Raw genomic sequence first — 21,496 nt, 5'->3', positions numbered from 1 at the left:
CCTGATCAGAGGAGTCGGATGCGGGGGTCGAGGTAGGCATAGAGGACGTCGACGATGAGGTTGAGGCAGAGGAACGCGGCGACGACGAACAGCACGCCGCCCTGGACGACGACGTAGTCGCGCTCGCCGATCGCGGTGTAGAGCAGCCGGCCGAGCCCGGGATAGTTGAAGACGGCCTCGATGGCGACGGCGCCGCCGACGAACCCGCCGAGCTGCATCCCGACGACCGTGACCGTGGGCAGCGCGGCGTTGCGCAGCGCGTGCCCGCGGATCACCGAGCGCTCCGGCAGGCCCTTGGCGCGGGCCGTGCGGATGTAGTCCCTGGTCATGATCTCGCCGAGCGACGTGGCCACGAACCGGGCGAGCACCGCCGAGGAGGGCACGGCGAGCGCGATGGCGGGCAGGATCGTGTGGCGCAGCGCCTGCCCGGCGTCCTCCCAGAACGGCACGTAATCGCTGGTGGCGGGCAGCAGCCGGGACTGCACGGCGAGCACGATGATGAGCAGCAGGCCCAGCCAGAACGCCGGGATGGCCAGCCCTCCGGTGAGGTACGCCTGGAACGCCCGCCCGAGCACGGACCGAGGCCGCAGCGCGACGACCACGCCCGCCGGGACGGCGATCGCCAGGGTGAGCACCATGCCCATGACCGCGAGCTGGGCGGTCGCCGGGACCCGCTCCCGCAGGACGTCGACGACGCTCTGATCGGAGTGGAACGACGTGCCGAGATCCCCGGACAGGGCGTGCCCGAGCCACGTGAGGTACTGTCCGGCCACGGATTCGTCCAGCCCGAGCCTGGCGCGCGTGGCGGCCAGCTCGGCATCGCTCGCGTCGGGACCCAGGAGCACGGTCGCGGGGTCGCCGGGCAGCGCGAACACGAAGGCCCACACCGCGATCGAGCCCAGCAGCAGCACGACGGCGAACTGCAGCAGGCGGCGGACGAGGTAGGCGTACATCAGACCACCCCGGTTCGCGTGCCGCTGGACACCTGCGTGCCGACCGCGAGCTGCAGCCCGCGACCGATCCGGTCGAGGCAGAAGACCGTGAAGGCCAGGCAGAGCCCGGGGAAGAAGCCGTACGACGGGCTCTGATACAGGTACGAGCGCGCGTCCTGCAGCATGCCGCCCCACGAGGGCGCCGGCGGCGGCGTGCCCAGCCCCAGGAAGCTGAGGCCCGCCTCGATCACCACCGCCAGCGAGGCGGTGATGACCAGCTGGACCACGACCGGGCCGAGGACGTTGGGCAGCACGGTGCGGAACATCGTGTCCGGCGTGCTCGCCCCCATGCCCTTGGCCGCCACGACGAAGTCGCGGTCCCTGACCGACAGCGTCGCGGCACGCGTCAGCCTGGCGAACTCCGGGACCGCGCCGATCCCGATCGCCATGATCAGGTTGACCCGGCCCGGCCCGAGCGCGGCAATGATCACGAGCGCCAGGAGGATTCCCGGCATCGCCAGCAGCAGGTCGATGAGGCGCATCGCGGCCGCGTCGACCCATCGGCCCAGATAGCCGGCGACCAGCCCGAGCGGCACGCCGATCAGGGCGCCGAGCGCGGCCGCGCCGAAGGCGACGACCAGGGAGGCCCGGGTGCCGTGAACGATCCGCGAGGCGATGTCCCTGCCGAGCTCGTCGGTGCCGAGCAGGTGCGCGGCGGACGGGCCGAGCAGGCTCTGCGCGTCCTGCTCGTTCGGCTGGTACGGCGCCACGACCGGCGCGAGCAGCGCCACCGCGGCGAGCAGGACCAGCCCACCCGCGCCGACGACCGCCGACCTGGAGCGCGCGAAGCGGCGCAGGGCCGCGAACCGGGTGCGCCCGCCGCTCATGACCGCACCCGCGTCTCGGCGAAGTGGCAGGCCGTATGGCCGCCGGCCACCTCGCGGAGCGCCGGCGCCTCCTCGGCGCACGTCGGCTCGGCGATCGGGCACCGGGTACGGAAGCGGCAGCCCGATGGCGGATTCATCGGGCTCGGCACGTCACCGCCCAGCGGGACGCGCCGTCGCCGTTCCCGTCCCACCGGATCGGGGACCGGCACGGACGCGAGCAGCGAGCGTGTGTACGGATGCCGCGGGTCGCCGTACACGCGGGACACCGGGCCGTGCTCCACGATCGCGCCGAGGTACATCACCGCCACCTGGTCGGCCACCTGGCGGACCACGGACAGGTCGTGGCTGACGAACAGGTATGCCATCCCCGACTCCCGCTGCAGGTCATCGAGCAGGTTCAGCACCTGCGCCTGCACCGAGACGTCCAGGGCGGACACCGGCTCGTCCAGGATCAGCAGCCGGGGACGCAGCGCGAGCGCACGGGCGATCGCGACCCGCTGCCGCTGCCCTCCCGAGAACTCCGACGGATAGCGGTCGGCGTGCTCCCGTCGCAGCCCGACCCGTTCGAACAGGTCCACCACGCGTGCCCTGCGCTGCGCCCTGCTGAGACCTCCGTGCAGCCGCAGTGGCTCGGCGACGTTGTCGCCGACGGTCAGTCTCGGGTTGAGCGAGGCGTAGGGGTCCTGGTAAACCATCTGCGCATGCTGGCGGATCTCCCGCAGTTCGCGCCGGTGCGCCCGGCCGACGTCGCGATCGCCGATCCGCACCTGCCCGCCGGAGGCGTTGATCAGCCGTAGCAGCATCCGGGCCAGTGTGGACTTGCCGCACCCGGACTCGCCCACCAGGCCGAGCGTCCGGCCGGGCTCGATCCGGAACGACACACCGTCCACCGCGTGCACCCATGCCTTCGGCCGCCCGAACACGCCCGAGCGCACCGGAAACCTCTTCGCCAGGTCCCGCACCTCGAGCACGGGTTCGCTGGAGTCGTGGACGCGGACGGCGCGTGGCTCGGTGCGCCCGCCTTCCAGCAGACCCGCCACCTTGTCGGGAAAATGGCAGGCGCTGGCCGTCCCGCCGAGATCGCGCAGCGCGGGCCGGTGCTGCGCGCATTCGGCGTTCCCGCCGCCGATCGGGCAGCGAGGCTCGAACGCGCAGCCGGCGGGGAGGTCGATGAGATCCGGCGGCCGTCCGGGGATCGGCCGCGGCAGGGCGGCGGACGTGTCGATCCTGGGCAGCGAGCCGAGCAGCGCCGCCGTGTACGGATGGCGCGGCTCGGTGAACGTCGCCACGACACCTCCGGTTTCGACGACCCGCCCGCCGTACATGACGCAGACGCGGTCCGCGGTCTCCGCGATCACGCCCAGGTCATGGGTGATCAGCACGACGCCCGCGCCGGTCTCCTCGCGGGCGATCCGCAGCACGTCGAGGATCTGGGCCTGCACGCTCACGTCCAGCGCGGTCGTCGGCTCGTCCGCGATCAGCACCTTCGGCCGGTTGGCGATCGCCATCGCGATCATCGCCCGCTGGCACATGCCGCCGGAGAACTGATGGGGGTATTGCTCGTACCGGACGTCCGGCTGAGGGACGCCGACCATCTGGAGCAGCTCCACCACTCTCGCCCTGGCCGCCCTGGCGGACAGGCCAGGGTCGTGGACGCGCAGCGCCTCGGCGATCTGGTCGCCGACCCGCTGGACCGGGTTGAGCGCTGAGATCGGGTCCTGGAAGACCATCGCCACGTCCCTGCCCAGCCGCCGCCGGCGCTCATGCTCCGGCAGGGACAGGAGATCGGCTCCGCCGAGGCGGGCCGACCCCGACACCCTGCGCAGATTCGACGCGTCGAGCAGGCCCAGGGCGGCCAGCGCCGTAACGCTCTTTCCCGACCCGGTCTCGCCGACGACGCCGAGCGTCTCGCCGGGATGGACGTCGTAGCTCACCGCGTCCGCGGCGCGGACGACTCCGGCCGGCGTATCGAACTCGACGATCAGATCATGGATGCTCAACACCGGTGAGGCGGTGCTGAGCTGGTCCGGCACCGACATGTTCCCTCGCGATCACTTGGGGGTTCAGGAGACCGGAATCTGCAAGATATCCTACAAGTTGGGGACCATAGAATGACGCGGTCGGGCTGTCAAGAGCGCAGCCCATCGGTGAACCAGTCAGGAGGCACAGTGGAAACGGCTGAACCGGCTGAACCTGCTTTTCGGCGCCTGAGTCCGTCCCCTCCCGTGCACCAAGCGGTGCAGGCGGAGATCAGGAACTACATCATCAGGCTGGGCCTCCGCCCCGGCGACCCGTTGAAGCCGGAAGCCGAGCTGGCCAGGCACTTCGGGGTGAGCCGCAACTCGGTGCGGGAGGCGGTCAAGGCGCTGGAGTCCACCGGCGTCCTGGAGACCCGCCGGGGCAGCGGCGTCTACGTGCGGGACTTCTCGTTCCGCCCGTTGCTCGACCACCTGCCCTATGCGCTGATGCAGGGCCGGAGGGCGCTGAGCGAGCTGGCCGAGCTGCGCAAGACCCTCGAGGCCGGCATGATCGCCGACGCCATGCGGGCGATGTCGCAGGAGAGCGTGGCGGCGATGCGCGAGACCCTCGCGGCCATGCGCGCCCGCGCCGAGAAGGGAGAGGGATTTCCCGAGGAGGACCGGGAGTTCCATCGGCTGCTGTTCGCCGATCTCGGCAACGAGATGTTGCTGAGCCTGTTCGATCTGTTCTGGCAGGCGTTCCACCATGCCGCTCCCCCGGGGCGCGGGACGCCGATACGGGCCTACGAGTGGCATGCGAAGATCTTCGACGCCATCCTCACGGGGGATCCCGAGGTGGCCAGGGCCGCCATCTATGACCACTACAGCGGGATCGAGGCGCGCCTGAGAGACGAGCCATCAGGACCATAGCTCCTTGACAGCCGCTTGACTGAGATCATACGTTGCCGTGACTTGTAGGATATCCCGCTAATCTCACGAAGGAGTGGGCTGTGTCCGTACTGGGGCGACGTGATCTGTTGAAGACGGCCGGGATCATCGGGGGCGCATCGATCGCCGGCCCAGCCTGGTGGCGGGGCACGGCGTCGGCGGCATTACTCCAGGACATCGAGTACGTGACCGTGTTCGAGCGGGGCGAGACGCAGGCGTACCACACCTTCCGTACGCCTGCGGTCGTCCGCGCGACGGACGGCACGCTGCTCGCCTTCTCCGGGGCCCATGTCAACGACGCCCAGGACTGGGGTCACGTCGAGATGGTGCTCAAGAGGTCGTCCGACGGGGGGCGGACCTGGGGTCCGCTGCAGGTCGTCTGGGCGGATCCGCCGCACAAGGTGGCCAACCACGTGCCCGTCGTCGACCGGGAGACCGGGCGGATCCACCTGTACCTGATCCGCACCGCCGGGCACGTGGTGGGCGAGGACATCATCAACGGCACCGTGAGCCCGCAGGACGCGCCCCGCCCGCACGTGCTCTACAGCGACGACCACGGCGCCACCTGGTCCACCCCGGTGGAGATCACGGCCGACGTGAAACGCCCCGACATGCGGCATTTCGTGGGCGGGCCGGGGCACGGGATCCAGCTGACCAAGGGCCCGCACGCGGGACGGCTGCTGGTGCAGGGCAATCATTCCGTACGGCCGGGGGAGGACGGGAAGCCGCCGGTCGTCGGCGCGCACGTCATCTACAGCGACGATCACGGCAAGACGTGGCGGATGGGCGCGATCGACCGGCACGACGACGGCAGGGTGCACCCGAACGAGACCACGCTGGTCGAGCTCCCCGACGGCACCGTTTACTTCAACACGCGGGACCAGCGCGGGACCGACCCCGGCCACCGCGCGGCCACCACGAGCAGCGACGGGGGCGCGTCCTTCGACGCGCCGTTCCAGGTCGTGCCCGATCTGGAGACGCCGATCGTGCACGGCTCCCTGTTCCGGCTGGCCGACCGGGTGGTCTTCTCGTGCCCGGGGCACGTCTCGGCGCGGGAGGACCTCTCGATCTGGTCGAGCACGGACGGCGCGACGTCGTGGCGGAAGAGCGTGCGGTTGTACGACGGCCCGTCGGGCTATTCCGACCTCGTCGAGCTCCCCGACGACGTGCTGGGGGTCATCTACGAGAACGGCCCGCGTTTCTCCACCGAGCCCAGCCTGACCTACCACAAGCGGCTCACCTTCGCCCGGGTGCCGAGGCCGGCGTTCGACCAGCCCATCCCGGCTCCCAAGACGACGCCCGACACGTCGGGACGCGGCAATCACGCGATCGTGGACGGCGCCCCGCGGCTGATCGAGGGCAAGTACGGCGGGGCGATGCGGCTCGCCGGCGACTACGTGGAGGCGCCGCTGACCGCGTCGCTGGCCGTCGGCAGCGGTCCGTTCACCGTCGCGATCTGGTTTCGCACGAGCGAGCGCCGGTTGCAGCGCATCGTCCAGGCGTACAACTACGAGGAGTTCCCTCAGTGGTACCTCGAGCTCGGGCCTGGCCAGGGTGACGCGCCGGACAGCGCCGTCGTCCGCGGCCAGATCAGAACCGGCACCGCCTCCGGGAGGGTGCAGAAGGAGGGGTCCTTCGCCGACGGGAGATGGCACCACCTCGCGCTCGTCAGGAACGAGACGGAGACGATCGTTTACGTGGACGGCACGCCCACGACCGGCGCGGCGATTCCCGGGTCGGTGTCCGCGGGCGCGATCTGCGGCATCCGCATCGGCGCGCGCGTCGACGGCATCAACAATCCCGTCAACGGCGGCGTCGACGAGATGTACCTCTTCGCCAGGGCGCTGACCGCGACCCAGATCAAGGCCCTCATCGACAGGAACGCCCCGGCCACCACGGGCATGCGGCTCCACCTTCCCCTGGGCAAGATCCGATGAACAGTACGGAGTGAGGCCATGAACACGAGCCCGCCCAACATCGTCCTGATCCTGGCCGACGACTTGGGGTTCTCCGACCTCGGCTGCTACGGCTCCGAGATCCGGACCCCGAACCTCGACCGGCTCGGCTTCTCCGGGATCCGCTTCACGCAGATGTACAACGCCGCCCGTTGCTGCCCGTCCCGCGCCTCCCTGCTGACCGGCCTCTACGCGCACCAGACCGGCGTCGGGCACATGATGGAGAACCTGGGCGTGCCCTCCTACCAGGGCTTCCTCAACCGGAGTTGCGTCACCGTCGCCGAGGCCCTGCGGACGCACGGCTACACCACGCTGATGTCGGGGAAATGGCACGTGGGCGGCGCCTACAACATCCTCGACCCCGGCAGCTGGCGTCCTGGCGACGCCACGCATCCGCTGCCCACGCAGCGGGGATTCGACCGGTTCTACGGCATCGTCTCGGGAGCCGGCAGCTATTTCTATCCCCGCACCCTGATGCGCGACGACACGTTCGTCCCGCTCCAGGCCTCCGGCTACTACCTGACCGACGCGATCACCGACAACGCCGTGCGCATGGTGGAGCAGGCCGCGGCGGCCGGCCGGCCGTTCTTTCTCCATGTCACCTACACGGCCCCGCACTGGCCGCTGCACGCGCCGGAAGAGGACATCGCCCGCTACGAAGGCGCCTACCGCGACGGGTGGGACGCCATCCGAACCGGCAGGCACGAGGAGCTGAAGGGCCTCGGGCTGGTCGATCCCGGCTGGCGGATCACGCCACGGGACAAGGACTCCCCGCCGTGGGAGGAGGCTCCGCACCGGGAGTGGGAAGACCGGCGGATGGCCACGTACGCCGCGCAGATCACCGGCATGGACGCCGGGATCGGGCGCATCCTGGATCGCCTGGGCGAGCTGGGCCTGCGCGACGACACGCTCGTCATGTTCGCCTCCGACAACGGCGGATGCGCCGAGTTCCTCCGCGAGGACAACAACCCGGACGAACCGTTCAGGTACGGCACGGACCCGCTCGACGGACGCTCGATCCGGGTGGGCAACATCCCGGACCTGCGCTCCGGACCGGCCGACACCTTCATGAGCTATGGCCGCTCCTGGGCCAACGCCAGCAACAGCCCGTTCCGGCGGTTCAAACGGTGGGTGCACGAGGGCGGCATCTCCACGCCGTTCATCGTCAGCTGGCCGGCCAGGATCGTCAGACCCGGCGTCGTGCACGAGCCGGCACACTTCATCGACATCTTCGCCACCTGCCTGGACGCCGCAGGAGCCGCCTATCCCACCGAGTTCGGCGGCCACGAGATCACCCCGCTGGAAGGCGAGAGCTTCCTGCCGCTCATCGACGGCCGGCCGTGGTCGCGCGCGAGACCGCTGTTCTTCGAGCACGAAGGCAACCGGGCCGTGCGGCACGGCCGCTGGAAGCTGGTCAACGCGTACGGGAGCGACTGGGAGCTCTACGACATGGCGGAGGACCGCACCGAGCTGCACGACCTTGCGAGCGTGAACAGGCCGCAGGTGACACGTATGGCCGGGATGTACGAGGAGTGGGCCCGGCGCTGCGGGGCACGGCCCTGGCGCCCCTGAGCCGGTCCGGAATTATCTCCAGGAATCAGCTAACTCGGGTTGACAGTCCCAGTCAGACTTCAGTTAACTTCCGATGGCAGAAAATACGATTCAGCACCCTCGGAGGGGAAATGCCGACAATCAGCAGAATCGCCGCCGTCACGACGGTGACGGCCGGTGTCGTGATCTCCACGGCGGCCGTCTCGCCCGCGCACGCGGAGGCGACGGCGACGCCGGCCTTCGTCGCCTATCACGCGGCAAGCGCGGGCCGTCAGACCACCTACGCCAGAACGCTCAAGAAGCAGGGCTACCACCCCATCACGGTCAACGTCTCGGCCGGTGGCCGGTACGCGGCGGTCTGGGTCAAGGGCAGCAGCCCCGCCTGGGCGATCTATCAGGGCATGTCCGGCCCCGGCTACCAGAGCCGGTTCAACGAGTTCGCGAAGAAGGGCTACCAGCCCATCTCGGTCTCCGCGACCGGCTCCGGCAGTGGCGCGGTCTTCGCCGCCGTCTTCGAGAAGAAGAGCGGGAAGCACTTCGCGAGGCACGGGTTGACGGCCCGCCAGTTCGCGTCGGTCAACCAGAAGGCGGCCTCGACCGGCTACACGCTGTCCTCCGTCGACGTGTACGGCAGCGCCGCCAGCCCGCGTTACGTGGGCGTCTGGACGGCCAACACCGGCGGAGGCTGGTACTACACCTACGGGAAGACGGCCAAGCAGCACGAGGCCGAGGTCGCCAAGCGCCTCAGGCAGGGCTTCCGGCCGACGCAGGTGGCCGTAGGCCCGGACGGCACGTACGCGGCCGTCTGGCGCAAGGACGGCCTGCGTTCCTGGGCCCACTACATCGAGATGTCGAGCTCCGGCTACCAGAAGCGCTTCGACCAGCAGCGCGCCCGAGGCCTGTACCCCGTGCAGGTGAACAGCGAAAGCGGGCGCTACGCGGCCGTCTTCGTGAAGACCTGACACGGCCGGGGGATGGCTGGTCCCTGCCTGGTGGCAGGGACCAGCCATAAACTTCCGACACAAATCAATCCGGCGGCAGCATGGACGCGCTTCACCTGCGCGGCTCACGTCCGGTCCGCCTGACCGGCGCCACCGGCCGTCCGCACTTAATTCCAGCCAGCAGAAAATTGACCGGGCGGTGCTCAGCCGATGAGCGCGAACGGGTCGGCGTAGAAACGCTCGAGCACACAGGTGGCGGCGGAGATCACCGGTGCGTTGTCGTCGAGGGCGCTCGGCTTGATCACCTTGTCGGCGTCGAACTCCCGGCGCACCCATCGCCGCGCCTCCCCGCGGATCTCGGTGATGTGGTCGGGAACGAGCAACGGCGTGCCGAAGATGATGACCTGATCGGGGGCGAGCAGATCCATCACGATCACGACGGCTTCCCCGATCGCGCGGGCGCGGTCGCGCAGCAGGTAGTCGGCCAGGGCATCGCCACCGCGGGCGAGCTCGGCCAGGTCGTGGACCGACTGCCCCTCCCTGAGCAACCCCTCCCGCACGGCCCTGCCGACGACGGCGCGATCCCCCGCCACCGACATGAGACAACCGCCGCGGCCGCACTCGCAGGGCATCTGGGCGGGCCGGGACAGCGGGAGATGGGCGATCTGCCCGGCGCCCTCACCCTGCCCGTGGTAGAGCTCGCGACCGATGACGAGACCCGCGCCGATCACGTTGCCGATGAACAGGTGCACGAAATCCTGCACGCCCTGATCGGCCCCGAACCACATCTCGGCCCTGCACAGAGCGCGCTGGGTCGACTCGACGACGAGCAGGCCGGGAAAGCGACCGGCCGCCAGGTCCGGGATGTCGACGTCGGTCCAGCCGAGCACGTCCTGCTCTCTTATCCGGCCGGAGGCCACGTCGACCCGGCCGACGGTGGTGAAGCCGGTGCCGAGGATCCGCGCGGAGGTGTCGGCGGCCAGCTCGGCCACGCGCTCGGCGGCCTCGGCGACCACGACCGCGGGGTCGAGCTCGCCGTCGTGCGCGATCCGCACCGGCTCCCCGACGAGACGGCCGCGCAGGTCCACCAGGCCGATGGTGGTGCGCCGCAGGCCGACGTGGATGCCCACGGCGTGGAAACGCGCGGAGGCGAGGTCGAGCGGCACGCGGGGGCGGCCGGCGTCGCGCGACGGGAGTGCGGGCAGCTCTTCCAGCAGGCCGGCCCGGGTCAGCTCGGCCGTGATGCGGGTCGTCGCCCCGGAGCTCAGCGAGAGCCGCTCGGCGAGATCGATGCGCGGCGCGGGCCCTTCCCTGAGCAGGGCCCGCAGCAGCGCGGCCACGTTGTGCCTGCGCACGTCAAGCGTCACGGCGGCCCGGGGGGCCGCGCTCGGGCTACGCATGGCCATCACTCCCCTTGCCCGCCGTCGGCAGATTTTCTGTGTCTTGAAATTAAAGAGCCGCAGGCCCGATCCCGTAAACGGGCGCGCCGTCCTGTAGAAGATCGTACCAGGGGCTGGTCACGCCGATTAACTTCTGTTAGAAGTTTATATCCTGGCTTTGTTTGAAGGAGGAGCGCTATGACCGACGACACCATGCCCTCGCGGCGTTCGATCCTGCTCGGCGGCGCGGCCGCGCTCGGCGCCGCGGGCCTCGGCCTGCTGCCCCCCGCCCCCGCCGCGGCGGCCACGCCCTGGTGGCGCAGTGGCCGCTTCCCGGGTGACCCGGGCACGGGCAAGATCGTGTACGGGTCCTCGATGGGCCCGCAGCAGACGGTGCCGGACTTCGAGAAGGGCATCGGCACGACGCTCGGCTGCCACCGCAGCTACTTCAAGTACGTCCACGACGAGCAGTGGCGCGACATGCGGCGGGTCGCCCTCGACGACATCAACAACCATCGCGTACCCGTCATCTCCACCAAGCTGCCCGGCCCGTGGCAGGAGGTGGCCGACGGCAAGCACGACGGCTGGCTGCGCAACGTGGCCGCAGGTCTCGGCAGCGTGCCGGGCCCGGTGTGGTTCTGCCTGCACCACGAGCCGCGCGGCGAGCAGACACCTGCGGCCTACCGGGCGATGTACACGCACGCCGCCCCGATCCTGCACCGCTTCCCGAACATCGCGGTGACCCCGATTCTCAACGGCTGGATCTGGCAGGGCGGCGACGACGTCGAAGCGTGGCACATCCCGGAGGCCGACCTCATCGGCGTCGACGACTACAACCCCTGGTGGACGTACGACACCACGGAGCCCAACTACCGTCCGTGGAAGACCCCGGAAAGGATCTGGGGCGAGCCCATCGCCACCTGCCGCCAGTGGGGCAAGCCGCTGTTCGTGGCCGAGTACGGCGTCCGCTACGCCTACCAGGAGCCGGGCAAGTCCGCCGCCTGGCTGACCCACGCCTACGAGTACGCGCTGGAACAGGGGCTGGTCGCGCTGTCGTACTTCAACTCCGGGGTGGAGTCCCCGAACGGCACCTGGGTGCTCGACGGCGAACGGCTCGACACCTTCAAGCAGCTCATCCACCGCCCCGAATCCGTCCACGTGATATGAGCACCATGATCGATCGGCAGGACGCCGTCGTCGTCACCGGCTCGGCGGGGCGGCTCGGCAGAGCCGTCGTCGAGCACCTGGTGGCGGCGGGCGTCCCGGTGGTCGGCGTGGACCGCGAGGCCGCGCCGACGCCCCCGGGCGTGCGGGTGCACACCATGCCGGTCAGGGACCCCGGGGCACTGCGGCCCGTGTTCCGGGGCGCCCAGGCCGTCATCCACCTCGCCGCCATGCCGAACCCGCGCACCGGCCCCGGACACACGATCTACACCACCAACACCGCGGCCACCTACGCCGTGCTCGACGCCGCCGCCGACGAGGGCGTGCCGCGCGTGGTGACGGCGTCGAGCGGGTCGGTGCTCGGCATCTCCGGTGGGCCGCACGAGCTGTCCCCGCTGTACGCGCCCCTCGACGAGGAGCACCCGGCACGTCCGCAGGACGGCTACGCCCTGTCCAAGCAGGCCGACGAGGCCGCGTGCGCGATGTTCCACCGAGCCACCGGGCTGTCGGTCGCGGCGCTGCGCTTCCCCGCCATCGGCACCCCCGGCCTGCTGCGGGAGCGGGTGCTCAGGGAACGGGTGGAGCCGGGCTTCCTGCGTCGCGGCCTGTGGGCGTATGTCGAGGTGCGGGACCTGGCCCGGGCCTTCGCCGCAGCGGTGGCCGCCGACGGCATCGGGTGGGAGGTGTTCGGGGTGGCCGCGGCCGACACCTTGAGCGACGTACCCACCGAAGAGCTCCTGCGCCGCCACCACCCGGACACCGTCATCCGCCGGCCGCTGCCTGGGCACGCGTCCCTGTGGGACACCCGCAAAGCGGCCCGGGTGCTCGGCTGGCGCCCGGAGTTCACCTGGCGCGAGGCGGAACGCGTCTCGGCGTGACCGGGGCCCGGGCGCCCGCACCCCGACGGCGGGCGCCCGGCAAAGGACCGGCCACCGTCATTACAGGGTGTGGCGGTCGAGGGAGAATTCGCGGATGAACCGGTCCACGTCGGCCAGAGCCGGATCTCCCGGGCCGGAGGGGATCGCCGGGCCGGGCGCCCGGCAGTGCGGCTCGTCGATGAGGCCGCGCCGCCAGGCGATCGCCTTGCCCATCGCGAGCGGCACGCCCGGCACCGGCCACCACGACTCCAGCCAGGCGGCGAGCCGCGCGTGCAGGTCCAGGGCGGCCGCGCGCTCCCCCGTGTCCCACAGCCGCAGGATCCGGAGGCAGAGCTCGATGAAGCCGGCCCCGGGCTGCACGCCCACCGCCCCCGCCTCCAGCGCTTCGGGAAGGTCGATGCCCGCGTTCCCGGCCAGGCACGGCACGCCGTGCCGGGTGAGCGCACGGATGTAGGAGCCGGGCGAGCGGCATTCGACCTTCACCGCGGCGAGGTTGGGGTGGTCGGCGCGCAGCATCGCGAGGTCGCCGGGATCGAGCCGGGTGCCGGTGCCGCGCGGGGCGAACTGCACGACCACCGGGAGCGGCCCAGCCGCCTGAAGCACCGCGGCCAGATGGTCGAGGACCATGGCGTGGGGAGGGTCGCAGAAGTGGGGCGGCAGGACGTTGATCGCGCCCGCGCCGAGGTCGGCGTACCGCCTGACCTGCCGGACGGCGAGGTGCGTGGCGTGCTCGGCGACGGAGGCGATCAGCAGGCCTCCCGGTGGCACGGTCCCGGCCAGGTCGGCAAGGAGCCAGAGCCGCTCCAGGTCGCTCAGCGCGAAATACTCCGAGGCGAAGCCCGGGAACATGACCGAGCCGATGCCCAGTTCCCAGGTGTGTGCGATCAGCCGCTCGAAGGAGCGGCGGTCGAGGGACCCATCGGCGCGGAAGGGAGTCGGCAGCACGGGGCTGACGCCTCGGATCATCGGCCCTCCCTCCGCCGCGCCGCCGCCGCTCACGCCGATTCCGGAAGGTCCGGGAGGAACGTGAGGCCGGGGGCGAGGGCCACACCGAGTCCGGGCGCCATGGACAGGGGCAGGCTCGCGGCGGTCACGCTCTCGCGCGGGCTGACCACGGCGGCGCGGTCCACGTCCTCGCCGTACATGTACTCCACGAGCGTGAAGCCGGGGTGGACGGTCGACAGATGGGCGCATACGGCAGTGCTGATCGGCCCGCAGGGATTGTGGTACGTCACGTCCACGCCCGTGACCCGCTCGGCCAGGCGCAGCAGCGGCGTCACGCCGGCGGTGTACTTGGGGTCGAGCAGCAGCACCTTCAGGTGCCCCGTGGACAGGGCGGCGGCCAGTTGTTCCGCGGTGTGGAGTGTCTCGCCGCCGGCGATGGGCGCCTTGGCTCGGGCGGCCAGCCAGCGCATGGCCTCCGGGTCGGTGACGTCCACAGCGTCCTCCAGCCAGGCGACACCGAGGTCGTCCAGCCGCGGCACGGCCACGGCGAGCTCGTCCTCGGAGAGCTTGTGATGCACGTCGATCATCAGCTCGGCGTCCTCACCGATGGCCTCGCGTACGGCTCGGGCGATGGCGAGCCCGGTGTCCACGATGGATTCACCCGGCAGCGGCGGCCCGTCGAACGGGGCGACCTTGATCTTGCCGTGGCCGTCGGCGACCGCGGCGGCCGCCTTGACGGCGAAGTCCTGCGGCCGGCGCCGACCGCCGCTGCGGTTGATGTTGGCGTAGACCGGGACGTCCTCCCGCCGCTCGCCTCCCATCCACTGCCACAGCGGCACCCCCTGCGCCTGCGCGGCGAGGTCGGCCAGCGCCATGTCGAGGCCGCCGATGACGGTGCGACGCAGGAAACGCGTCCGGGGGTCGCCGTGGGCCGCGCACTCGCGGCGCAACCGGTCGCAGAGGTCCTGCCCACCGGCCAGCGCGTCGGTCCCGCGCACGCGGGGCGCCAGCAGCCCGACCGTCTCCGGAACCTGCTCCGGCCACCCGCTGTCGGAGCACTCGCCGGTGCCCACCAGACCGTCCTCCGTCTCGACCTCGAGGAACATCCATGTCGATCGCTGAGTGGCGCGGAAGCGGCGCAGGCGGAGGTCGGTGATGCGCATGCTCATACGGGCCCTTCCATCTGGTCATCTATAAGTTGTCTACGGAAGATAATAGTCGAGCCCGTGGCCGTCAACGCGCGGCAGGACATCGGCCCGCTCCCCCGGAACGTCTTGACGGCACCGTTGCCGAGAGATTAACTTCTGACAGGAATTAAATCGGCCGAGCAGCCAGAAGGCCGGGCCGGACGAGCCCCGGACCCGCGGGCCGACGCGCGACGGAGGTATTCCACCATGAGCAACCAGCCCCCTCCCGACGGCTTGGTGCCGCGAAGAGACATCCTGCGCTGGGGCGCCGCGAGCCTCGCCCTGCTGGGGGCGAGCGCCTGCACCTCCGCCGTCGAACGGGAGGCCAGGAACAGGACGGCCACGACCGGGACGCGCGGCGGCCGGCTCGTCATCGCACAGGGCACGGACATCATCCCCAAGACCGTGGTCAACCAGTCCGCGCAGAACGCCACCTGGCGCAGGCAGGTCTTCAACAGCCTCATCCGCCTCGACAGGAAGACGCACGAGGTGATCCCGGAGCTGGCGACCAGCTGGAAGACGAGCGACGGCGGCCGCGTCACCACCCTGACACTCCGCGAGGGCGTCACCTGGCACTCCGGTCGCCCGTTCACAGCGGACGACGTGCGGTTCTCCGTGGAGTTCCAGCGCGACATGCAGCCGCCGTTCGCCTTCGCGTGGCTGCTCAAACAGCTCTCCGAGGTCGAGGCGGTGGACTCCGGCACCGTACGGCTGGCCTTCGACGAACCGGTGAACAACCTTTTCGACGCGCTCTCCCTGATGATCATGCTGGACAGGGAGTCGGCCCAGGAGCTCATGACCGGCGCCAGGGTGATCGGCACCGGGCCGTTCACCTTCGCCGAATACCGGCAGGGCACGAGCCTGAGGCTCGACCGCTACGCCAACTACTGGGAGTCCGGCCGGCCCGCCCTCGACAGCGTCCTGGTGAGGGTGATCACCAAGCCGGAGGCCCGCATGTCGGCGCTGCGCTCGGGCCAGGTGCACCTGGCCACCGGGGTCGGCCCCATGGAGCTCAAGCAGGTGGAGTCCGACCGGACGTTCACCGTGACGCCGTACGACACCTACAGCTCCGGCGTCTACCTCGGCTGCAACGTCAACGCCGGCCCCCTGAAGGACAAGCGGGTGCGCCAGGCCGTCCACTACGCGCTGGACCGCCGCAGGATCGCGGAGGAGATCTACCGCGGCAAGGCCACCCCGAACGCCACCCCCTGGTCGGCCACCAGCCCGGCCCACAACCAGCGGCTCGCCGATCACTACGCCCGCGACCTGACCCGGGCCGTGAGCCTGCTGAAGGAGGCCGGAGCCGACGGCGCCGAGCTGATCCTGGAATCGGCACAGCCGGTCGGCAAGTCCGCGGAGATCGTCGAGTTCAACCTGCGCGAAGCCGGCCTCAAACCGCGGTTGCGCGTGCTCAACGCCACCCAGCAGCAGGAGCGCATCGAGAGCCGCTCATTCGAGGGGATGTGGATGGGCCAGCACGGGTACAACAACCTCTCCCCCACCAACCTCCTCTACAGCGCCATGCCCTACCGGACCACACAGAACCTGTTCAACTTCGCCTCAGACCGGTACGAGAAGCTCGCCCAGGCCGCCCTGCGCGCCACGGGCGAGTCCGAGCAGCGCGCGGCCTACGACGCCGTCACCGAGTTCATCCTGGACGAGGCGTTCTGCTGCGACCTCGTGCACGCCACCAGCACCGCGGTCACCAACGGCGTCTCCGCCTGGGACTACACCGTCTGGGACGACGTGCTGCTGGGGAAGTCCACGGTGGCCTGACGCGTGCTGTCCTACATCGCCCGCCGCCTGCCGACCGCGGCACTCACCGTCGTCCTGACCTCGGTCGTCGTCTTCCTGCTCATCGGCCTGCTGCCCGGCAGCCCCGCCTCGGTCATCCTCGGCGACCAGGCCGATCCGGCCGCCGTGGCCGCCCTGGAACAACGCATGGGCCTGGACCGGCCGATGGTGCAGCAGTATGCGGACTGGGCCCGCCGCCTGGTCACCGGCGACCTCGGCACCTCCTACATCTCCGGTGCCCCGATCGCCGGGACCCTCGGCGCGGCGGCGGGCGCGACCGCGGAGCTGGCGCTGGCCAGCCTGATCGTCACCGCCCTCACCGGCGCGGCGTTCGGCATCGCCGCCGCCACGGCGCGGCGGCGGGCGACCCAGGCGGTGATCCGCGGTGCCAGCGCGCTGATCTTCGGGGTTCCCGAGTACGTGCTGGGCATCCTGCTGATCCTGCTGTTCGCGATCACCGTGCGCCTGCTGCCCGCCGGCGGCCGTGAGCCGCTGCTGGCCGACCCGGAGATCGGCATCCAGTACCTGGCCATGCCCGCCATCGCGCTGGGGCTGCATTCCGGGGTGGTCGTGGGCAGGTTCCTGGAGACGGAGCTGCGCAGGCAGTTGGAGGAGGAGTACCTCGACACCGCGCGTGCCAAGGGCGTCTCCGCCCGGCGGGTGCTCTGGCGGCACGCTCTGCCCAACGCCCTGCCGCCGGTCGTCACCGTGCTGGGCATGCGCGTCGGCCACGTGCTCGGCGGCGCCGTCGTCATCGAGGCGGTGTTCGCCTGGCCCGGGCTCGGCCAGGTCCTGGCGAACGCGGTCGTCAGCCACGACTACCTGATCATCCAGGACATGGTGGTCTACTTCGTCGTCGTCTTCATCGCCGTACAGGTGGGCGGCGACCTGATCCACGCGGCGCTCGACCCGCGCGTGAGGCTGGAGGGCGAGGCGTCATGAGAATGCCCCACGCGCTGCGCTCCCCAGGAGGCGCGGCAGGCACGGCGATCGTGCTGGTGCTGGTCGTGGCCGGCCTGCTCGCACCGTGGCTCAGCCCGTACGCGCCGGACTTCCAGCAGGCAGGCGCGGTGCTGGAAGGGCCCTCGGCCGGGCACTGGTTCGGCACCGACGACCTGGGCAGGGACGTGCTGTCCCGGCTGTTGTACGGCATCAGGCAGGACGTGATCATCATTGTCCTGGCAGTGCCGCTCAGCAAGGCCATCGGCATCGCCGTCGGGCTGCTGGCGACCACGCACCGGATCGTGGACGTCCTCATCCAGCGGGTGCTCGACGTCAAACTGGCCTTCCCGACGGTGATCATGGGCGCGGCGCTGGCCGCGTTCCTCGGACCCGGGTTCTCCACCGTGCTGATCGTCATCGTCATCGGCGGCATCCCCATCACCGCCCGACTGACCAGGACGGCGGTGCTCACCGAACGCGAGCGGGAGTACGTCACCGGAGCCCGCGTCGTGGGCGCCTCGCGCGCCGCGATCCTGGTGACGCACATCCTGCCGAACGCGGTCGACGCGCTCGTGGTGAACTTCGTGATGTCGGCGGCCGGCGCCGTGTTCCTGGAGGGCGCGCTCAGCCTGCTGGGCTTCGGCATCCAGCCGCCCGCCCCGTCGCTCGGCGGAATGATCGAGAAAGGGCTCCCCTACCTGGCGGAGCAGCACTGGGCCGTGCTGGCGCCCATCGCCGTGCTCACGGGCCTGGTCATCGGACTCAACATGCTCGGCGACGCACTCAACGCGACCCTGCGCCGCGGCTACTGACCCCCTGGAGAATTCGTGAACGACCACCGAGACACCCTCCTCCAGGTGCGCGACCTGAGAGTCGAGTTCCCAGGACGGCAGGGCCGCGTGCAGGCCGTGCGCGGGGTGGGCTTCGACGTCCATCCCGGCGAGTCGCTCGCCATCGTCGGCGAGTCGGGCTCCGGCAAGTCCGTGACCGCCCGCAGCGTGCTGCGCCTCGTACGCGACCCAGGACGGATCACCTCCGGCTCCATCCGGTACCGGGGACGCGAGGTCCTCGACATGTCCGGGGCCGAGCTCGCCCAGCTGCGCGGCGGCGAGATCGGCATGGTCTTCCAGGACCCCATGTCCTCGCTCAACCCGGTCATGACCATCGGCGAACAGGTCGCCGAGGCCGTGTGGGCCCACGGCCACGACCACCGCCGCGCCCGGGCCAGGGCTGCCGAGTTGCTGGAGCTCGTAGGTGTGCCCGACCCCGCGCGACGGCTGACCGACTATCCGCACCAGTTCTCCGGCGGCATGCGGCAGCGGGTCATGATCGCCATCGCGCTGGCGGGTGACCCGTCGCTCATCATCGCCGACGAGCCCACGACAGCGCTGGACGTCACGGTACAGGCGCAGATCCTGGAGGTGTTCGCGCGGCTGAACACGGAGCTGGGCACCGCGATCGCCGTCATCACCCACAATCTCGGCCTGGTGGCCCGGCTGTGTGACCGGGCCCTGGTCATGTACGCGGGCAAGATCGTCGAGGAGGCCCCCGTGACCGTGCTCCACGACGCGCCGCGGCATCCGTACGCGTGGAGCCTGCTCAAATCGGTGCCCCGGCTCACCGGCGGCGCGAACCGGCTGGAGGCGATCCCCGGCCGGCCACCGGACCTGCGTCGCCCTCCCGGCGGCTGCGCCTTCGCACCGCGCTGCGCGTTCGCCGAGGACCGCTGCCACGCCACGGCTCCGCCGCTGACCGAGCGGGACCACGGCCACCGGGCCGCCTGCTGGGTCACCGCCGACGGATTACGCCTCACCGTGACCGATCGCCCGCAGGCGGGGGGCGCGCCCGCGCAACGGGGCGGCGAACCGGCCGGCTCCGACCCCTCGTCGCAGCCTGACGAGCCCGGCGCCGACGTCCTCGTCCTGCGCGAGGTGCACAAGAGCTACGCCGTGCGCGGGCGCGGGATCGTGCGGCGCGCCAAGGGCGAGGTCAGGGCCGTGCGCGGGGTGAGCCTGCGGCTGGGCGCCGGCGAGACGCTCGGGCTGGTCGGCGAGTCGGGCTGCGGCAAGTCCACGCTCACGCGCATCCTGCTCGGCCTGGAGAAACCCGATGCGGGGTCCGTGCTGGTAAGGGACCATGACCTGACGTCCACGGACCGCCGCGGGCTGGCGGGACTGCGCCGGCAGGTGCAGCTCGTCCTGCAGGACCCGTACTCATCGCTCAACCCGCGGCACACCGTAGGCCGCCTGGTGGCCGAGCCGCTGCGCGTCCACGGCATGGCGGGCCCTGGCCGGACCGAAGGCAGGGTGGCTGAGCTGCTGGAGCTGGTCGGCCTCGACCCCGCCATGACGGCCCGGCTGCCCCGCGACTTCTCCGGCGGCCAGCGCCAGCGCATCGCCCTGGCGAGGGCCCTGGCCGTGAGCCCGTCGGTGCTGGTGCTCGACGAACCGGTCTCCGCGCTGGACGTCTCGCTCCAGGCGCAGATCGTCAACCTGCTGCTCGACCTGAAGGACCGGCTCGGCATCGCGTACCTGCTGGTCGCGCACGACATCGCCGTGGTCAGGCACATGAGTGACCGCATCGCCGTGATGTACCTGGGGCAGATCATGGAGGAGGGGCCGGCCGGCGAGGTGTGCGCCCGGCCGCTGCACCCGTACACGGCCGCGCTGCTGTCGGCGGTGCCCGAGCCCGATCCCGCGGTCGAGCGGCGGCGGAGCCGGGTGGCGCTGTCAGGCGAGGTGCCCAGCCCGCTGTCGCCTCCCTCCGGCTGTCCCTTCCACACGCGGTGCGCGGTGCGGGCGGGACGGGAGATCTGCCGCACCGAGCGGCCGGTCGCGCGCGAGGTCGCACCGGGCCGCTGGTCGGCGTGCCACTTCAGCGAGGAGACGGCGTGAAGATCACCGACGTTCGCGCGGTGCCCGTACGGGGCGGGCGGCGTACGTACCTCTTCGTGCTCGTCGACACCGACGAGGGCGTGCTCGGCATAGGCGAGTCGGGGCTCGCGAGCCGTGGAGCGGCGGTGTGCGGGGCGCTCGAGCACCTCACGCCGTTGCTGGTCGGCCAGGACCCGCTCCGCACGGAGCGATTGTGGCAGCTGATGTCCCGCGGCGGTTTCTTCCCCGCCGACCGGGTGGTGGCCTCGGCGATCGCCGCGGTCGACCTCGCGCTGTGGGACATCAAGGGCAAAGCACTCGGCGTACCCGTGCACCTCCTGCTCGGCGGACGGGTACGCGACCGCGTTGCGTGCTACACGCACGTACGGCCGGCGGGAAGCGGTCCCGCCGACGTCGCGCGGGCCTGCGCGGAGCTGCGCGAGGCGGGATGGCGGGCGTTGCGGCTGGCACTCCCCGCGTCCGGAGAGACGTTCGAGCCCCGCGCGGCGGTACGTGCGGGCGTCGAGTCCTTCGCGGCGGCCAGGGAGGCGGTGGGCGATGACGTCGACCTGATCCTCGACGCCCACACCCGCCTCGATCCGCCCGAGGCCGCCCTGCTGTGCCGCGAGCTGGAGCCTCTGCGCCCGCTGTTCGTCGAGGACCCGCTGCGGTGCGAGAACCTCGACGCCTACCGCAGGCTGCGCGAACGCACCGCCGTGCCGCTGGCGGCCGGCGAGCAGCTGGCGTCGAAGTGGGAGTTCCGGCCGCTGATCGAGGACGAACTGATCGACTACGCCCGGATCGACCTGTGCATCGCGGGCGGGCTCACCGAGGCCGCGAAGATCGCCGGCTGGTGCGAGACCCACTACATCCGCGTGGCCGTGCACAACCCCCTCGGCCCCGTGGCCACCGCCGCGGCGCTCCACTTCAACCTCGCGTGCACCGCGTTCGGCGTCCAGGAACAGCCCTACCGTCCCGGCGACCTGCTGCCCGAGGTGTTTCCCGCGGCGCCGGAGTGGCGCGGCGGGAGCCTGCTGCCGCTGGAGGGGCCGGGGCTCGGCCTGCCGATCGACCTCGACGCGCTGGCGGCCTTCCGTACCGAGACCTGGAACGAGCCGCCGCGGCTGTCGCGCTCTGACGGCTCCTTCACGAACTGGTGAGA

17 protein-coding genes are annotated in these 21,496 nt (G+C 71.1%); 11 read left to right on the top strand and 6 right to left on the bottom strand.

The window, feature by feature from the left end:
- Window positions 1–5: 5 nt before the first annotated feature.
- From OHA25_RS29590 to OHA25_RS29580, 3 genes are read right to left on the bottom strand one after another with little or no spacing between them, the layout of a single operon-like run.
- Window positions 6–953 carry an ABC transporter permease gene (locus OHA25_RS29590; protein ID WP_327590712.1) on the bottom strand — a complete coding sequence of 316 codons (948 nt, stop codon included), beginning with the start codon at window positions 951–953 and terminating at the stop codon, window positions 6–8.
- Complete coding sequence (locus OHA25_RS29585; RefSeq protein WP_327590711.1) at window positions 953–1,819, bottom strand: ABC transporter permease; 867 nt, start codon at window positions 1,817–1,819, stop codon at window positions 953–955. The genes OHA25_RS29590 and OHA25_RS29585 overlap by 1 nt, the downstream gene beginning before the upstream one ends.
- Window positions 1,816–3,858, bottom strand: a complete 2,043-nt coding sequence (locus OHA25_RS29580; RefSeq protein WP_442942151.1) for an ABC transporter ATP-binding protein — start codon at window positions 3,856–3,858, stop codon at window positions 1,816–1,818. The genes OHA25_RS29585 and OHA25_RS29580 overlap by 4 nt, the downstream gene beginning before the upstream one ends.
- Window positions 3,859–4,044: 186 nt before the next feature.
- Between OHA25_RS29580 and OHA25_RS29575 the strand changes: the two genes are divergently transcribed.
- The 4 genes from OHA25_RS29575 to OHA25_RS29560 all read left to right on the top strand — a co-directional run bounded on the left by OHA25_RS29575 (window position 4,045) and on the right by OHA25_RS29560 (window position 9,193).
- The gene (locus OHA25_RS29575; protein ID WP_327590709.1) at window positions 4,045–4,707 is read left to right on the top strand and encodes a FadR/GntR family transcriptional regulator; all 663 of its coding nucleotides are present in this window, start codon (window positions 4,045–4,047) and stop codon (window positions 4,705–4,707) included.
- A gap of 80 nt (window positions 4,708–4,787) precedes the next feature.
- A complete protein-coding gene (locus tag OHA25_RS29570; protein WP_327590708.1) occupies window positions 4,788–6,662 on the top strand; it encodes a sialidase family protein in 1,875 nt (624 codons plus the stop codon).
- An 18-nt stretch (window positions 6,663–6,680) separates the two neighbouring features.
- A complete protein-coding gene (locus OHA25_RS29565; RefSeq protein WP_327590707.1) occupies window positions 6,681–8,252 on the top strand; it encodes an arylsulfatase in 1,572 nt (523 codons plus the stop codon).
- Between the two features lie 110 nt (window positions 8,253–8,362).
- Window positions 8,363–9,193, top strand: a complete 831-nt coding sequence (locus tag OHA25_RS29560; RefSeq protein ID WP_327590706.1) for a hypothetical protein — start codon at window positions 8,363–8,365, stop codon at window positions 9,191–9,193.
- A 182-nt stretch (window positions 9,194–9,375) separates the two neighbouring features.
- Here OHA25_RS29560 and OHA25_RS29555 read toward each other — a convergent pair whose 3' ends face one another.
- Window positions 9,376–10,572 carry an ROK family transcriptional regulator gene (locus OHA25_RS29555; protein ID WP_327590705.1) on the bottom strand — a complete coding sequence of 399 codons (1,197 nt, stop codon included), beginning with the start codon at window positions 10,570–10,572 and terminating at the stop codon, window positions 9,376–9,378.
- Window positions 10,573–10,749: 177 nt separating this feature from the next.
- Here OHA25_RS29555 and OHA25_RS29550 point away from each other — a divergent pair, with 177 nt between their 5' ends.
- The gene (locus OHA25_RS29550) at window positions 10,750–11,718 is read left to right on the top strand and encodes a hypothetical protein (protein WP_327590704.1); all 969 of its coding nucleotides are present in this window, start codon (window positions 10,750–10,752) and stop codon (window positions 11,716–11,718) included.
- 5 nt (window positions 11,719–11,723) lie between these two features.
- Window positions 11,724–12,593, top strand: a complete 870-nt coding sequence (locus OHA25_RS29545; RefSeq protein ID WP_327590703.1) for an NAD-dependent epimerase/dehydratase family protein — start codon at window positions 11,724–11,726, stop codon at window positions 12,591–12,593.
- A 60-nt stretch (window positions 12,594–12,653) separates the two neighbouring features.
- On the opposite strand, the gene OHA25_RS29540 is transcribed toward OHA25_RS29545, so the two are convergent.
- Together OHA25_RS29540 and OHA25_RS29535 are read right to left on the bottom strand one after the other, a co-directional pair.
- The gene (locus tag OHA25_RS29540) at window positions 12,654–13,559 is read right to left on the bottom strand and encodes a dihydrodipicolinate synthase family protein (RefSeq protein WP_327590702.1); all 906 of its coding nucleotides are present in this window, start codon (window positions 13,557–13,559) and stop codon (window positions 12,654–12,656) included.
- A gap of 29 nt (window positions 13,560–13,588) precedes the next feature.
- A complete protein-coding gene (locus OHA25_RS29535; protein ID WP_327590701.1) occupies window positions 13,589–14,707 on the bottom strand; it encodes a mandelate racemase/muconate lactonizing enzyme family protein in 1,119 nt (372 codons plus the stop codon).
- A gap of 225 nt (window positions 14,708–14,932) precedes the next feature.
- Here OHA25_RS29535 and OHA25_RS29530 point away from each other — a divergent pair, with 225 nt between their 5' ends.
- Genes OHA25_RS29530 through dgoD form a run of 5 tightly spaced genes read left to right on the top strand, consistent with a single transcriptional unit; the run spans window position 14,933 to window position 21,494 of the window.
- Window positions 14,933–16,501 carry an ABC transporter substrate-binding protein gene (locus OHA25_RS29530; RefSeq protein ID WP_327590700.1) on the top strand — a complete coding sequence of 523 codons (1,569 nt, stop codon included), beginning with the start codon at window positions 14,933–14,935 and terminating at the stop codon, window positions 16,499–16,501.
- A gap of 3 nt (window positions 16,502–16,504) precedes the next feature.
- Window positions 16,505–17,461: an ABC transporter permease gene (locus tag OHA25_RS29525; RefSeq protein ID WP_327590699.1), complete on the top strand. Its 957-nt coding sequence runs from the start codon at window positions 16,505–16,507 to the stop codon at window positions 17,459–17,461.
- Complete coding sequence (locus OHA25_RS29520; RefSeq protein ID WP_327590698.1) at window positions 17,458–18,273, top strand: ABC transporter permease; 816 nt, start codon at window positions 17,458–17,460, stop codon at window positions 18,271–18,273. The genes OHA25_RS29525 and OHA25_RS29520 overlap by 4 nt, the downstream gene beginning before the upstream one ends.
- Before the next feature lie 15 nt (window positions 18,274–18,288).
- Window positions 18,289–20,355: an ABC transporter ATP-binding protein gene (locus tag OHA25_RS29515; RefSeq protein ID WP_327590697.1), complete on the top strand. Its 2,067-nt coding sequence runs from the start codon at window positions 18,289–18,291 to the stop codon at window positions 20,353–20,355.
- Complete coding sequence (gene dgoD / locus OHA25_RS29510; RefSeq protein ID WP_327590696.1) at window positions 20,352–21,494, top strand: galactonate dehydratase; 1,143 nt, start codon at window positions 20,352–20,354, stop codon at window positions 21,492–21,494. Before OHA25_RS29515 ends, dgoD begins: the two co-directional genes overlap by 4 nt.
- Window positions 21,495–21,496: the final 2 nt, after the last annotated feature.

Source organism: Nonomuraea sp. NBC_00507, from assembly GCF_036013525.1.
GTDB lineage: Bacteria > Actinomycetota > Actinomycetes > Streptosporangiales > Streptosporangiaceae > Nonomuraea.
The sequence above is the reverse complement of the archived record's forward strand: the minus strand, read 5'-3'. Positions and strand labels throughout refer to the sequence as shown.

Bases quoted from the DNA above. Each gene is read 5' to 3' on its own strand.
- OHA25_RS29590 (WP_327590712.1), bottom strand. From the start codon at position 953: ATGTACGCCTACCTCGTCCGCCGCCTGCTGCAGTTCGCCGTCGTGCTG.
- OHA25_RS29545 (WP_327590703.1), top strand. From the start codon at position 11,724: ATGATCGATCGGCAGGACGCCGTCGTCGTCACCGGCTCGGCGGGGCGG.
- OHA25_RS29585 (WP_327590711.1), bottom strand. From the start codon at position 1,819: ATGAGCGGCGGGCGCACCCGGTTCGCGGCCCTGCGCCGCTTCGCGCGC.
- OHA25_RS29565 (WP_327590707.1), top strand. From the start codon at position 6,681: ATGAACACGAGCCCGCCCAACATCGTCCTGATCCTGGCCGACGACTTG.
- OHA25_RS29550 (WP_327590704.1), top strand. From the start codon at position 10,750: ATGACCGACGACACCATGCCCTCGCGGCGTTCGATCCTGCTCGGCGGC.
- OHA25_RS29580 (WP_442942151.1), bottom strand. From the start codon at position 3,858: ATGTCGGTGCCGGACCAGCTCAGCACCGCCTCACCGGTGTTGAGCATC.
- OHA25_RS29540 (WP_327590702.1), bottom strand. From the start codon at position 13,559: ATGATCCGAGGCGTCAGCCCCGTGCTGCCGACTCCCTTCCGCGCCGAT.
- OHA25_RS29535 (WP_327590701.1), bottom strand. From the start codon at position 14,707: ATGAGCATGCGCATCACCGACCTCCGCCTGCGCCGCTTCCGCGCCACT.
- OHA25_RS29560 (WP_327590706.1), top strand. From the start codon at position 8,363: ATGCCGACAATCAGCAGAATCGCCGCCGTCACGACGGTGACGGCCGGT.
- OHA25_RS29520 (WP_327590698.1), top strand. From the start codon at position 17,458: ATGAGAATGCCCCACGCGCTGCGCTCCCCAGGAGGCGCGGCAGGCACG.
- OHA25_RS29530 (WP_327590700.1), top strand. From the start codon at position 14,933: ATGAGCAACCAGCCCCCTCCCGACGGCTTGGTGCCGCGAAGAGACATC.
- OHA25_RS29555 (WP_327590705.1), bottom strand. From the start codon at position 10,572: ATGCGTAGCCCGAGCGCGGCCCCCCGGGCCGCCGTGACGCTTGACGTG.